Origin of the sequence: Rhodothermus bifroesti (genome assembly GCF_017908595.1) — a bacterium.
Lineage (GTDB): Bacteria > Bacteroidota > Rhodothermia > Rhodothermales > Rhodothermaceae > Rhodothermus > Rhodothermus bifroesti.
Genome location: NZ_JAGKTL010000002.1, coordinates 369,980 through 382,410 on the forward strand (window position 1 = coordinate 369,980; position 12,431 = coordinate 382,410).

At 56.1% G+C, this 12,431-nt stretch carries 12 protein-coding genes; 6 read left to right on the plus strand and 6 right to left on the minus strand.

The window, feature by feature from the left end; translation table 11 throughout:
- Nucleotides 1-135: 135 nt before the first annotated feature.
- Together J8E65_RS05315 and J8E65_RS05320 are read right to left on the minus strand one after the other, a co-directional pair.
- Nucleotides 136-912, minus strand: a complete 777-nt coding sequence (locus J8E65_RS05315) for a glycogen/starch synthase (protein WP_237181681.1) — start codon at nt 910-912, stop codon at nt 136-138.
- Between the two features lie 97 nt (nt 913-1,009).
- Nucleotides 1,010-3,358, minus strand: a complete 2,349-nt coding sequence (locus J8E65_RS05320; protein ID WP_210374403.1) for a glycoside hydrolase family 31 protein — start codon at nt 3,356-3,358, stop codon at nt 1,010-1,012.
- A 112-nt stretch (nt 3,359-3,470) separates the two neighbouring features.
- Between J8E65_RS05320 and J8E65_RS05325 the strand changes: the two genes are divergently transcribed.
- Both J8E65_RS05325 and J8E65_RS05330 read left to right on the plus strand, forming a co-directional pair.
- Nucleotides 3,471-4,427: a patatin-like phospholipase family protein gene (locus tag J8E65_RS05325; RefSeq protein WP_210374410.1), complete on the plus strand. Its 957-nt coding sequence runs from the start codon at nt 3,471-3,473 to the stop codon at nt 4,425-4,427.
- A complete protein-coding gene (locus J8E65_RS05330) occupies nt 4,420-4,875 on the plus strand; it encodes a thiol-disulfide oxidoreductase DCC family protein (RefSeq protein ID WP_210374412.1) in 456 nt (151 codons plus the stop codon). The genes J8E65_RS05325 and J8E65_RS05330 overlap by 8 nt, the downstream gene beginning before the upstream one ends.
- A gap of 31 nt (nt 4,876-4,906) precedes the next feature.
- On the opposite strand, the gene moeB is transcribed toward J8E65_RS05330, so the two are convergent.
- The 4 genes from moeB to J8E65_RS05350 are packed head-to-tail and all read right to left on the minus strand — an operon-like array spanning nt 4,907 to nt 7,814.
- The gene (gene moeB / locus J8E65_RS05335) at nt 4,907-6,097 is read right to left on the minus strand and encodes a molybdopterin-synthase adenylyltransferase MoeB (RefSeq protein WP_210374415.1); all 1,191 of its coding nucleotides are present in this window, start codon (nt 6,095-6,097) and stop codon (nt 4,907-4,909) included.
- A 14-nt stretch (nt 6,098-6,111) separates the two neighbouring features.
- On the minus strand, nt 6,112-6,411 hold the full coding sequence (locus J8E65_RS05340) for a MoaD/ThiS family protein (RefSeq protein WP_210374416.1): 300 nt from the start codon (nt 6,409-6,411) through the stop codon (nt 6,112-6,114).
- A 6-nt stretch (nt 6,412-6,417) separates the two neighbouring features.
- On the minus strand, nt 6,418-6,864 hold the full coding sequence (locus tag J8E65_RS05345; protein WP_210374418.1) for a M67 family metallopeptidase: 447 nt from the start codon (nt 6,862-6,864) through the stop codon (nt 6,418-6,420).
- Entirely contained in the window at nt 6,861-7,814 is a 954-nt protein-coding gene (locus tag J8E65_RS05350) for a PLP-dependent cysteine synthase family protein (RefSeq protein WP_210374934.1), read from the minus strand. Before J8E65_RS05350 ends, J8E65_RS05345 begins: the two co-directional genes overlap by 4 nt.
- Before the next feature lie 741 nt (nt 7,815-8,555).
- Here J8E65_RS05350 and J8E65_RS05355 point away from each other — a divergent pair.
- The 4 genes from J8E65_RS05355 (at nt 8,556) to J8E65_RS05370 (ending at nt 12,368) form a co-directional block, all read left to right on the plus strand.
- On the plus strand, nt 8,556-9,872 hold the full coding sequence (locus J8E65_RS05355; protein WP_210374420.1) for a nucleotide sugar dehydrogenase: 1,317 nt from the start codon (nt 8,556-8,558) through the stop codon (nt 9,870-9,872).
- On the plus strand, nt 9,869-10,804 hold the full coding sequence (locus J8E65_RS05360) for a Gfo/Idh/MocA family oxidoreductase (RefSeq protein WP_210374422.1): 936 nt from the start codon (nt 9,869-9,871) through the stop codon (nt 10,802-10,804). Before J8E65_RS05355 ends, J8E65_RS05360 begins: the two co-directional genes overlap by 4 nt.
- Complete coding sequence (locus tag J8E65_RS05365) at nt 10,801-11,391, plus strand: acyltransferase (RefSeq protein ID WP_210374424.1); 591 nt, start codon at nt 10,801-10,803, stop codon at nt 11,389-11,391. Before J8E65_RS05360 ends, J8E65_RS05365 begins: the two co-directional genes overlap by 4 nt.
- 221 nt (nt 11,392-11,612) lie before the next feature.
- On the plus strand, nt 11,613-12,368 hold the full coding sequence (locus J8E65_RS05370; protein ID WP_210374426.1) for a hypothetical protein: 756 nt from the start codon (nt 11,613-11,615) through the stop codon (nt 12,366-12,368).
- Nucleotides 12,369-12,431: the final 63 nt, after the last annotated feature.

The window sequence follows — 12,431 nt, forward strand, 5'->3', positions numbered from 1 at the left end:
CCCGATCAAAAACGATAGGGAGCCGGTGTTTCGTGTGCCCTAAAGGCAAAAGCCCTCTCGTGCAGGCCGAGGGGCTTGCCATTTGGGGAAAGCGCTGCATTAACGCCAGAGGGCAAAGCAGGTTTTCTTTACGGGTCAGGCAGGTACACTGCTGAGCAGATTTTCGTACACGGAGACGGCCTGCTCAGCAGCTACAGCAGGATCGGCGCTAAACTGTACGGCTTCATCTTCGGCTGCAGCAACCGAGGCAGGGTAGATTACCACTTCGGCCAGGGCACGGCCAACTTCGTCTAGGGAGCGATTGAGCAAAGCCTCATCTCCAACAACCCGCAGGCGCGTAAGCACTTGGGCTGTTAGGCGTGCCCGCAGGTTCAGACCGTCTGGTGTGTACACGCGGCGCGCCCGTGCTAGGAGTGGATCCGAAGCATACTCCGTAGTCAAGAGCCACGGAATCAGGCCTGCAAGGCTGCCAAAGGCATGCACAATGTCGGGCTCCCAGCCCAGCTTGCGTACTGTCTCCAGCACGGCACGCCCAAAAAACAGTGCCCGGGCCACGTTATCTGGAAACTCCACGCCTTGTTTGTCGGCGTAGATGCCTTTGTGCTTGAAAAAGCGTGTGTTGTCCATAAAGTACACTTGTAGCCGAATCCCTGGGATTGAAGCTACCTTAACCTTGAGCGTCTCATGATCCTTCCCAATAGGAACAGCCGTTCCTGAAAGCCGAATGACCTCATGTAAGCGGTTCCGGCGCTCGCTAACAATACCATAGCGCGGCATCATAATGCGCGACTCCGCTAGACCGGCTTCCTGGAGCCGCTCGGGCAGCCTGTGCGCTAGGTTGGCAATCTCCGTAAGTTGCGCAAAAGGCGCAATTTCGCTGGAAACAAAAAGAATCCGCATGGGCTGTACCATGTTCGTTTTGCAGCTTGGTAGGGGCGTGACCAACTTCGTTACAATTTACGAAAATCATAACGGATATTCAAGTTAACCGTTTACATAACGAGCGATTTTACACCTCGCCGCGTACGTGTTGGAACGCTGCAGGAAGCGTGGCTTGTAGCAGATGCCGTTCGGCGTCGTAGGTAGTCGCCAGCTGTTGTCCGTCGACGTACAGTGAGGCTGGAGCGATACACCCATGCCAGTAAAGTTGCCAGGAAGTAATGGGGGATCGGTAGGTGCCTTCTTGGTGGACGTCGAGCTGAAGGGTGCGCTCGGTTGCAGCTATGCTGAATCGGGTGCGTCGGAACATGCCTTGAGTGTAGTTCCAGCTTTCCCCGTCGTCTTCGTACAGATAGTTGATCCCCGCTCCGGGAAACACGTGAAGCTCTAGGCTATGGCAGGGTTCATCGGTGTGCTGAACGACAGGCCCGAGGGGGAGGACCGTTCCTGCCTGGACGAATAGGGGGAGCAGGTCCAAGGGGGCTTCGATGAGCACTTCTGTGGGTCCCTCATAGCACTGATCGGTCCAGAAGTCGTACCATTGTCCTTCAGGGAAATACACGCGTCGGTTGCGTGCACCTGCTTCAAGGACAGGGGCCACCAGCAGATGGCGGCCTAGGAGGAAGGCATCGTCGACGTCATGGGTGCGTGCATCGTTGGGATAATGCAGCAAAAGCGGACGGAGTATCGGTAGGCCGGTTTGCCGGTGTTCGTCGAAGCACGTGTAGAGGTAGGGAAGCAGGCGGTAGCGAAGCTCGATATAGCGTCGAGCAATGGCTTCCACTTCTTCACCGAAGCTCCAGGGTTCCTGAGCTGGGGTATTGTAGGCCGTATGCGTACGGAATAGCGGAGCACAGGCGCCCAGTTGGATCCAGCGTGCGTACAACTCAGGACTAGGGGTGCCAATAAAGCCGCCGATGTCGCTGCCCGAAAAAGGCTGGCCGCTAAGTCCTAGCGAAAGCATCATTGAAAGTGCCAGGCGCAGATGCGACCAGTTGGCCACGTTGTCGCCGGTCCAAACACAGGCGTAACGCTGCACGCCCGCATAGGCAGCTCGGGTAATAACAAACGGCCGTGTTTCTGGTGCATGCTGCCGACAAGCTTCCCAGGTGGCACGGGCCATAAGCAGACCGTAGACGTTATGCGCTTCTCGGTGGCTGCCTCCCCGACCTTCAAGGTGGTGCTGGACGAGGTCGGGCATAGTGCCTCCCCCAAAGACGGAGGGCTCGTTCATGTCGCACCAAAAGCCTGCAATGCCCAACTTGAGAAACGCGCCCACATAGCCTCCAAACCACGCTCGAACTTGAGGATGCGTAAAGTCCGGAAAGTGACAAAAGCCAGGCCATACCCGTCCCGTGTACAAGGTGCCGTCCGGATAGCGCACAAAGGCGTCTGCAGCTAACCCCTCATCATAGACGTGGTACCCCGGGTCGACTTTGACCCCGGGGTCTACAATCGTTACCAGGCGCAGGCCCTCGCGCCGGAGGTCTTCAGCAAGGCGTTGCGGATCGGGAAAGCGTTCGGGGTCCCAAGTAAAGATCCGGTAGCCATCCATGTAATGGATGTCCAAATGCACAACGTCGAGTGGGATGCGCCGAGCCCGAAATTCGGCAACGACAGCGCGCACAACAGCCTCTGGATAATAGCTCCAACGGCTCTGATGATAGCCCAGTGCCCAGCGGGGAGGAAGGGCAAATCGCCCGGTGAGCCATGTATAGCGGGCCAGCACCTCAGCCGGCGTTGGTCCAGCCAAGAAGTAATACACCAGTTCGCCTCCTTCAGCGCCAAAGCTAACATGCCCTGGAGCTTGCCCCCCAAAATCGAACCATGAGCGATAGGTGTTATCGAAAAAGATCCCGTAGCTTAAAAAGTGCCCCTTGCTTGTCGGACAGAGCGCAAGGTAGAACGGAAACGTTTTATAGAGCGGGTCATCTTGGGCATCGTAGCCCGAATCGTCGGTATTCCAGTGGACAAAAGCACGGCCAGTGCGCTCAAAAGGGCCCGTTTTCTCGCCCAGGCCAAAAAAACGCTCGCCATCGGCTTGCTTTTTCCAGACGCTGATGCGCTCGCCTTCCCAGGCCATGCCAAAACTATCGGCTGCTAACGGCACGCCGTCGGGCCCTTCAAACCAAAGCCGAAGTGGGTTGCGTTGGATAAGGACGTTCCATGACCCTTGCTTGAGACGAAGGTGCGCAGCGGTTTGCTCGATTTGGATGGAAGGGGGCGGTTCCTCCAGGCTTTCGGGGCAAAGGGCATATGAGAAGGGCTCAGCGGGAAATGGCGCCCCATCGGGATGCAACCACACGCGAAAAATGCCGTCGTGCACAGTTTGAATCCGCACGCGCGCCTTCTGCGCCGTGACCAGCTCCAACCCATTAGTAAGCGGAAGGCTTTCTGTAACGTTACCCAAAAACATCATGGTGACGGTTGGTTTGCGGCGTTTGTGCGCTCAAAATAGGAAACCGCCTGCAAAGAATCTTTGTGTTTGCTGTGCCGTTCTTCGGGCAGACAGGGTTTAAGCAGCAAGGTCAATGGAACCTGCAGCGCGGCAGCAATCGGCATCGCCGGCATTGGGATTGGCTTTAGGTGGGGGAGGTATGCGGGGATGGGCACATATCGGCGTGCTTTCGGTACTGGAGCGCTATGGTCTGCGACCCGGTGTTGTAGCTGGATGCAGCGCTGGCGCGCTGATTGGCGCTTTTTACGCTTTTGGCTATTCCGTCGAGCAGATGAAGCAGCTCATGCGCGAGCAGCGCACACGCACGCTGTTTTCTATCCGTCTGGATGGTCAGGGGCTGATTTCGAATGAGCCGCTACGCGACTATCTACGCCGCCACTTGCATGATTGCTGCTTTGAAGATCTTCCGATTCCGTTCTATGTGATTGCGACAGACTTAGAATCAGGTAAGGAAGTCGTACTTAGCCGCGGACCCGTGGTTGAGGCCATACTGGCCTCATCGGCCATTCCGGGGATCTTTGCACCTCTAGAACTAGGAGGGCGATTGCTTGTGGATGGTGGGTTGTGCAATAATGTGCCGGTAAGTCCCTTGGTTCATCATGGTGCCCGCTATACCATTGCCGTGCGGTTGCACCGAGAGCGTTCGACATTGGAGCCAGCTGGACTCAAGCGCCGCCGAAGCCGCCCTGAGGAAGAGCGCCGCATCAGTCTGAGCATGTGGAGCGAGCGGTTTTCGCGTACGTTTCGCACCCGACGCAACAACCGCCAACCCAACAGTTTTGAGGTGCTCGGAAGAGCTATGGAGATTGTGGTTACTCAGCTTGAGGGGTATCGGCTGCAGGCTTGCCGACCTGATGTGCTTATTGTGCCGGAAGTTGACCACGTAGGCATGCTTAGCCTATGGGAGGAGAAAGAGGACATTTTTCAAAGCGGTGTGCGTGCGGCGGAAGCGCAGGCCGAAGCGCTTAAAGCGATTGCCAAGCGGCTTGTACCTGCGAAAGCTTTTGCTGTGGAGGAAAACCATGCATGATGCCACCAAAGCCGCATCCCTTGAACTACAGCACGGTATTGTGCTTTTCGACGGCGTGTGCAATTTGTGCAACGGGTTTGTGAATTTTGTGATGGATCGTGACCCGGCCGGTTACTTTAAGTTTGGGGCGCTGCAGTCAGAGGCCGCACAACCTTTCTTGGAGCGCTACGGGCTGCATCCGGATTACCTAGAGAGCCTGATCCTCATTGAGCGCGGGCGCTGTTATCGCAACTCGACAGCCGCGCTGCGCATTGTACGTCGGCTTGGTGGAGCGTGGCCGTTGCTTTATGGGCTTATTTTGGTGCCGCGACCGCTACGGGACGCCTTGTACCGTTGGATTGCCCGTCATCGCTACCGTTGGTTTGGACGCCGCGAAAGTTGTCGGGTCCCTACACCCGAGGTGCTCAACCGTTTTTTGGACGCATCGGTGGCTTCTGAAGTATCCTAAAGCCCGGGCCTTAGCCCGGGCTTTAGAGACACTAGTATTGCGGAATAGAAGGGTCGATTTCTTGACTCCAGGCCAGGATGCCGCCTTTGAGGTTTTTGACGTCCCGAAAGCCCGCTTCTTGCAGGAGCTTTGTAGCGCGGGCCGAGCGCGCACCAGAGCGGCAATAGACCACAATTTCCTGGTTCCGGTAGGGCTCTAGTTCAGCAAGCCGCTCGGGGAGCTCGTCAATGGGGATGAGCAGGTCGTGCCCAATGCTGGCAATTTGCACCTCGTGCGGCTTGCGCACGTCGAGAATAAGTGGCCGATCGCCACGATCCAGGCGTGCTTTGAGCTGTTGCACAGTGATTTCTGGCACGTCGCTTTCAGTGGGCTGCGAAGCAGCCGCTGCAGCACCGTTCCGGGAGGGTAAGCCGCAGAACTGCTCATAGTCAATAAGCCGATGGATCGTGCGGTGCTCACCGCAGATGGGGCACTCTGGATTTTTCCGCACTTTGAGCGTGCGGAATTGCATGCTAAGCGCATCGACCAAGAGCAAGCGTCCAATAAGCGGCTTCCCGATGCCCAGGATCATCTTGATAACCTCGGTGGCCTGGATCGTGCCGACCAACCCAGGCAGGACACCTAGCACGCCCCCTTCGGCGCAGGAGGGGACCAGGCCTGGTGGCGGGGGTTCCGGATACAGGCATCGATAGCAAGGGCCATCGGGCGTCCCAAAGACCGAAACTTGCCCTTCAAACCGGAAAATTGAGGCGTACACGTTGGGTTTTCCGGCCAGCACGCAGGCGTCATTGACCAGGTAACGCGTCGGAAAATTATCCGTACCGTCGGCAACCAGATCGTAGTCTTGGATGATCTCTAGGGCATTTTCGCTGGTGAGGCGCGTTTCGTAGAGGTCAACCTGTACATGCGGATTGATGTCCAGGATGCGATCGCGTGCTGAAGCCAGCTTGGAACGCCCGACGTCTTTGGTGCCGTGCAGCACTTGGCGTTGCAGGTTGGTTTCATCGACCACGTCGAAGTCGACCAATCCCAGTCGGCCTACGCCGGCAGCCGCTAGGTACAAAGCCAGCGGCGATCCTAGCCCACCTGCGCCAATAAGCAGGACCGAGGCAGACTTAAGCTTTTTCTGGCCTTCCAGGCCGACTTCGGGTAAGATCAAATGGCGGTTGTAGCGCCGCAGTTCTTCTGGGGTAAGCTGTACATCGATTAAAGTAGCAGCCATGGCAGGTGCGTTGGTTAGCGTGACTTTCCTCCAGCAACAGAAGGCACAATCGAAAGCTCTGCGCCAGGATTCAGGGGTGTGGCTTCGCGCTGGAGATAGCGGATGTCTTCGTCACCTAGGTAAATGTTCACAAACGAGCGTAGGCGGCCCTCTTCGTTAAACAGGTGTGGCTTAAGCCGGGGAAACTGTTCCACCAGATGAGCTAAGGCTTCGCCTACTGTCGTTCCTTGGACTTCAACAGTAGCCTGTTCGTTGGTAAAGCTACGCAGCGGTGTAGGAATACGGATTGTGACCGTTGCGGTTGTGGTGCTCATGGTGTGTCAAGGTTGATTTGCAGGTGCAGTTTGGGTTTCAAGTTCGATGGTTTCGGGTTCAAAGCGTGAGCGGTCCATCGCTAGGCGCCAAGCCGTGAGTTCTTTGGCTTGACCCTGCTGGACGGAAACGATAACGTAGGTATAGCCTGGAAACGTAGCCTCCGCCAGGTCAGTGGCTGAGGGCTGCGCTGGATGATCAGGGTGGGAGTGGTAAAACCCAACCACGTCCAGCCCCTGCTGACGCGCAGCCCGTTCTGCGGCCAGGTAGTCAGCAGGGGCAATGGTATAGCGCCGCTCGCGCTGCTCGGCATGGCGGTTTTGCACGGGAAAGAGCGCTTGTACGTGGTTGCCTTCTGGGCTGCTTTTGCCCAGGAGCAAGCCGCAGCACTCCTCCGGATACGTCGCTTCGCCATGAGCCCGAATCTGGGCCAGGAGCGCTTCAAGAATCTTCATGGGCGTTCTTCCCAAAACGATTCGCTCAGGTAACGCGCACCAGTGTCGCAAAGCACGGTGACGACCAAGCCGGCTTCCAACTGTTCGGCAATATGCAGGGCAGCGGCTACGTTGGCCCCCGACGAAGGACCTACAAACAACCCCTCTTCTCGGGCCAGCCGGCGTGTCATATCGAAAGCTTCTTCGGTCGAGCAGCTTAGATGCGCGTCGACCAGAGAAGGATCGTAGATGCCAGGCACGATAGCCGTTTCCAGGTGCTTGAGGCCTTCTAACCCGTGCAGTGGGGAGTCGGGCTGCAAGGCATAGCAGCGGATCTCCGGGTTGAAGGCTTTTAGGCGACGGCTAACGCCAACAAACGTACCCGTAGTGCCCAACCCTGCCACAAAATGGGTAACGCGCCCTCGGGTTTGCTGCAGAATTTCGACAGCAGTGCCCTCATAGTGCGCCTGCCAGTTGGCGTCGTTGTTGTACTGGTCGGGATAGAAATAACGCTCTGGATCTTGTTCGACCAGTTCGCGCACGTAGCGCTGGGCGCCATCGGTTCCTTCCATTGGATCGGTTAGAATCAGCTCCGCGCCGTAGGCCTTCAGAATGCGCTTGCGTTCCGGAGAGGCGTTGGCTGGCATAGCCAACATGACCGGAAATCCCAAAGCCGCGCCCAGCATGGCATAGGCAATTCCTGTGTTGCCACTGGTGGCGTCAATGAGCACGCGGCCTTCCCGAAGGGCACCTTGGCGCAGGCCTTCTTGCACCATACGCAGTGCCGGACGGTCTTTGACCGAACCGCCTGGATTCAAGTGCTCCGCCTTAACATAGACAGCCACAGTTTCAGGCAAATGCCGCGTGAGCTTGCGGAGCCGCACAAGCGGCGTGTTGCCAATGGCGCGCACAAGGTCTGCGCCTTTGATCGCGTGCAGTTCCGATGTGGCAAGCGTATCCACAGAAGCCATCATCTTCGGGTTGGAAAAATCTGCAAAATAAAAAACCCCTCGCGGCACATCCGGAGGGGCAATCGGTGCAGGCTATTGGCGTTTGGATTACACGTCGCACGTTGTCTTCGCCAAGGCGCATGCACCTGTTGCCCCCCACATTGGGCGGCCACAACAACAGCAACAACACAGGTGCAGCGCAACTAAGGTCATTCTTCCTTATAGCCTATGGCAAAGTTTGCTAGCTAAACGACCTTATATCAGAAAAGTTCTCTCAGCTTGGCCCTGGATAGGGTATACAACACACAGTAGAAATTGGTATAGATTTTGTGAAATCACCTCTTTGGAAGATGGCTTAAAAAGCTGGGTTGCCTAGCAGGAGTCAGTTATGGCTAAGATTTTGTTTATCAGCAGTATGCTGTTGTTAGGTGGCTGGTGGCTACTGCGGCGCTCTGCGCGTTTGCAGGTTAACGAAGAGGCGCTGTTTGTTTAGGCATTTAAGAGACGCTTGCGAGAGGTCGATACTGCAATCCAGACGGGGTCATCTACGGCTTATGGGGTAGCGGTTCACGGGGGACGTCAGCACGATAGGCTGTCCCAAAGCGAGTACCTCGGTGGATGAGGCGCAAAGCCCGGTGCTTTCTGGGGTGGGCACCGGGCTTTTTTTTGTTACTTCTCAATGCAGACGTTTGGCGTTGACGTATCTTTACGATTTAAGGACCTACAGTAGGCTGGTCTAAACGTGCATATTTTGCTCAAGGCATGGAATCTGTAGACAAGGCAACGCTTTTAGCGCGGATTCGAAGCAAGGAAGCGGTAGTAGGGGTGGTGGGATTGGGCTATGTAGGGTTGCCGTTTGCTGTAGAGAAGGCTAAGGTTGGCTATCGCGTGCTTGGTATTGAGCAAAACCCGCGGCGGGCAGAAAAGATCAATCGTGGGGAAAACTACATTCGGGACGTGCGCGACGAAGAGCTGCGTCAACTGGTAGCAGCAGGGTTGATTGCAGCTGAGACCGACTTTGCGCGGGTGCCAGAGATGGATGTGATTGTCATCTGCGTGCCGACACCACTTACCAAGAACCTGACGCCGGATTTGCAGTACGTGGAGCACGTCACGCGGGAAATTGCGCGCCGTTTGCGCCCCGGTCAGCTGGTGAGCCTAGAGTCTACCACCTATCCAGGTACGACCGAAGAAGTAATGTTGCCTATTCTGGAAGGGGAAAGCGGACTGAAAGTAGAGCGCGACTTTTTCTTGGCGCATTCGCCGGAGCGGGTTGACCCTGGCAATCGGCGCTACACCACAAAGAATACGTCGAAGGTCGTAGGAGGTGTAGGTCCAGAGAGCTTAGAGGTGGCCGTGGCGTTCTACAGCCAGACCATCGAGCACGTGGTGCCAGTTTCAAGCGCAAAGGCAGCTGAGTTGGTCAAGGTGTTTGAAAACACGTTTCGGGCTGTAAATATTGCGTTGGTAAACGAGCTGGCACTTTTATGTGACCGGATGGGGCTCAATGTGTGGGAGGTGTTGGAGGCAGCCTTTACCAAGCCATTCGGCATTATGCCGTTCTGGCCGGGTCCAGGTGTAGGGGGGCATTGCATTCCGGTCGATCCGCATTACCTGGAGTGGAAAGCCAAAGAGCTTAATTTTAATACACACTTCATTGCGCTGGCAGGGGAAATTAACCGGAAAATGCCAGAGTTTGTGCGGGAGAAGGCCTATCGGGTGCTTAACCGGCTCGGGGTGGCGCCTTCGCGGGCCCGTGTGTTGGTGCTGGGTGTGGCCTACAAACGGGATTTAGAGGACTGGCGCGAAAGTCCTGCATTGGAGGTTATGCGCCTTTTGGAGGCCGATGGCGTCCAGGTACATTACCATGACCCGTTTGTACCCGAGGTTGTCGTTGGAGGGCAGCTGTGGCGTAGTGTGCCGTTGGAAGCCGAGTTGCTAGCGCAAGCTGACCTGGTGATCATTACTACGGATCACAGCACGGTTGACTACCGATGGGTCGTGGAGCAAGCACGAGCAATTCTGGACACGCGCTATGCAACGCGCGGCATTGCAAGTGAAAAGATCACGTTGTTATGAAACGGTTTGCCTTGACCGGCGCAGCAGGCTACATTGCGCCACGACATTTGCAAGCCATGCGGGACGTTGGCGGCGTGCTGGTAGCTGCTTTAGACGTGGTGGACGCAGTAGGGGTTTTGGATCGCTTCTTTCCAGAAGCAGCATTTTTTTTACACCCAGAGCAGTTTGAGGCCCATCTGGAGGATCTTAAAGACCGGGGCGAAGGGATTGATTATCTAGCCATTTGCGCGCCAAACTATTTGCATGGAGCTCATATTCGCATGGCTTTTCGGCAGGGGGCCGATGCGCTTTGTGAAAAACCACTGGTGCTGGAGCTGGCAGAGCTAGCGCGGCTTCGAGAACTGGAAGTGCGTTGGGGGCGGCGGGTATGGACTGTGCTGCAGTTACGGGTGCATCCGGCTTTAGCAGCACTCCGGGAGCGATTGGCTGCTGAGCAAGGCGTCAAGGAGGTTGAGTTAACCTACATTACCGGCCGGGGACCTTGGTATCTGCAAAGTTGGAAGGCGCGGGAAGAGCTCAGTGGGGGACTAGCGATGAACATTGGCGTGCATTTTTTTGACTTGCTACACTGGTTCTTTGGACCGTTGGTTGAGGCTCAACTGCACCTGCGTACGCCAACGGCATGGGCAGGGTATGTGGAGCTAGAGCGGGCACGGGTGCGGTGGTTTTTGTCGATCGATGCCCGTTGGGTGCCCGAAACGCTCAAAATGCAGGGACAGCGAACCTATCGGTCGATTCGGATCGACGGAGAAGAAGTAGAGTTTTCGGAAGGATTTACCGAGCTGCATACCACCGTGTATCGCCAAACGCTGGCTGGGGCAGGCTTTGGCATCGACGAAGCAGCACCAGCCATCGAAACAGTCAACCGATTGCGCCACCTGGAGGTGCAGCAGCCCTCAGCACATCAAGCCCATCGATTCTTAAACCTATGAGCTGGTGGAAACACGAAACGGCGGTCGTAGACGAAGGAGCGCAAATTGGCGAAGGAACGCGCATTTGGCACTTTAGCCATGTGATGGGTGGTGCAACGATTGGAGCGCATTGCACGCTGGGACAGAACGTGTTTGTGGCTCGTGGGGCTAAAATTGGCAACTACTGTAAGATCCAAAATAATGTGTCGGTATACGAAGGGGTGGAGCTGGAAGACTACGTGTTTTGTGGACCCAGCATGGTATTTACCAATGTGCGCACGCCGAGAGCAGCATTCCCACGGAATCGGTCAGAAGACTATGTGCGCACGCTGGTGCGCTACGGCGCAAGTATTGGAGCAAATGCAACCATCGTTTGTGGGGTGACGATTGGCCGGTGGGCGTTGGTGGCTGCCGGTGCCGTGGTGACCAAGGATGTGCCGGACTATGCTCTTGTGGCTGGCGTACCAGCGCGGATTATCGGCTGGGTCTGTGAGTGTGGCCTACCTTTGCAGTTTGAAAAGGCTCAGGCTGTTTGCAAGGAATGCGGTCGGCGCTATGCGCAACAGGATGCCCACACCGTACGCCGCCTTGACGAATCTACAGCTTGAGCAGGCTGCAAGACGACCTTGCCCCTTGCGATCTTCTTCAAACCCACAGGATCAACCCTGTGCAGGGCGACATCGTAAAACACAGCGCTTCTTGAGGCTATTGGCCAATCACTTGTGATTTAAAAGCAGAACCTGGCTTTTTACATCAGGTTATTTATCCTGCTTGCCTACAAGACGATACTGCTAGTAAGGCGATCTTTTGAATTGCCCACTAACGTGCCATGGAACAAGGGTTCATGCGCGAAGGGCACAAAGGCCTGGGGTTGGTGCATTTTCTAGGGGGAGCTTCTGATGTCGAACGGGCGCAGTACCATATTCTGGCTGCGTTGCAGGAGACCCGACGCGAATTTTGCCGCAACGTGATTTACCCCTACCTAAGCGACCTGATTCACCTTTACGAACAGCTCCAGCATATCTTGCAAGGGTTAGAGGGCATTCGTCAAGCAGCCCCGGGCGAAGTGCGTCAGGTGGATCTGGAAGCCTGCCGGGTGATTTATGAGCGTTCGGCGTTTGAAGCCGATCGGATTGCGGCTGTCGAAGAATTGATGCGCTGGGCTTTACCGTACATTCGGGAAGCCATTGAAGAAGGACGCACAATCTTTGAGTTTGTTGAAGAACACTTGCACATGGAGCCGGTTGGGATTGTGCCCACCTACCAGGAAGAAGGCTACCTGATTATTCCTGATCAACGCGGCCGTCTGTTGCACGTGCTGCAGTACCAGCTCTCGGTGGTTCGGGGTGGGTCAGAACGCTATCGTACGTTACGTACCGTGCACCTGAAGCAATGCCCCCTGCACGGCGTCTATCCGGCACCGCAGCGGATTAAATTAGACTTGATTGCAGAGCATCGCGAGCTGCCTAATCCAGCGACGTACTTTATTGCAACAGAGCTGGATTTCCCGTTTGCGCAGACGGTGCTGCCTGTGGCCAAGCGGAAACTTATGCGGTATCTGTTTACGCAGATGGGGAACGCCTAAAAAACGGGCAGCGCCTGCAGTTGCTAAAAGCAAGCTAGGCAGGCACTGCCCGGTGCGCGCAGC

Coding starts and splice junctions, on each gene's coding strand:
- J8E65_RS05315 (WP_237181681.1), bottom strand. CDS start 912: ATGGTACAGCCCATGCGGATTCTTTTTGTTTCCAGCGAAATTGCGCCT.
- J8E65_RS05320 (WP_210374403.1), bottom strand. CDS start 3,358: ATGATGTTTTTGGGTAACGTTACAGAAAGCCTTCCGCTTACTAATGGG.
- J8E65_RS05325 (WP_210374410.1), top strand. CDS start 3,471: ATGGAACCTGCAGCGCGGCAGCAATCGGCATCGCCGGCATTGGGATTG.
- J8E65_RS05330 (WP_210374412.1), top strand. CDS start 4,420: ATGCATGATGCCACCAAAGCCGCATCCCTTGAACTACAGCACGGTATT.
- moeB (WP_210374415.1), bottom strand. CDS start 6,097: ATGGCTGCTACTTTAATCGATGTACAGCTTACCCCAGAAGAACTGCGG.
- J8E65_RS05340 (WP_210374416.1), bottom strand. CDS start 6,411: ATGAGCACCACAACCGCAACGGTCACAATCCGTATTCCTACACCGCTG.
- J8E65_RS05345 (WP_210374418.1), bottom strand. CDS start 6,864: ATGAAGATTCTTGAAGCGCTCCTGGCCCAGATTCGGGCTCATGGCGAA.
- J8E65_RS05350 (WP_210374934.1), bottom strand. CDS start 7,814: ATGGCTTCTGTGGATACGCTTGCCACATCGGAACTGCACGCGATCAAA.
- J8E65_RS05355 (WP_210374420.1), top strand. CDS start 8,556: ATGGAATCTGTAGACAAGGCAACGCTTTTAGCGCGGATTCGAAGCAAG.
- J8E65_RS05360 (WP_210374422.1), top strand. CDS start 9,869: ATGAAACGGTTTGCCTTGACCGGCGCAGCAGGCTACATTGCGCCACGA.
- J8E65_RS05365 (WP_210374424.1), top strand. CDS start 10,801: ATGAGCTGGTGGAAACACGAAACGGCGGTCGTAGACGAAGGAGCGCAA.
- J8E65_RS05370 (WP_210374426.1), top strand. CDS start 11,613: ATGGAACAAGGGTTCATGCGCGAAGGGCACAAAGGCCTGGGGTTGGTG.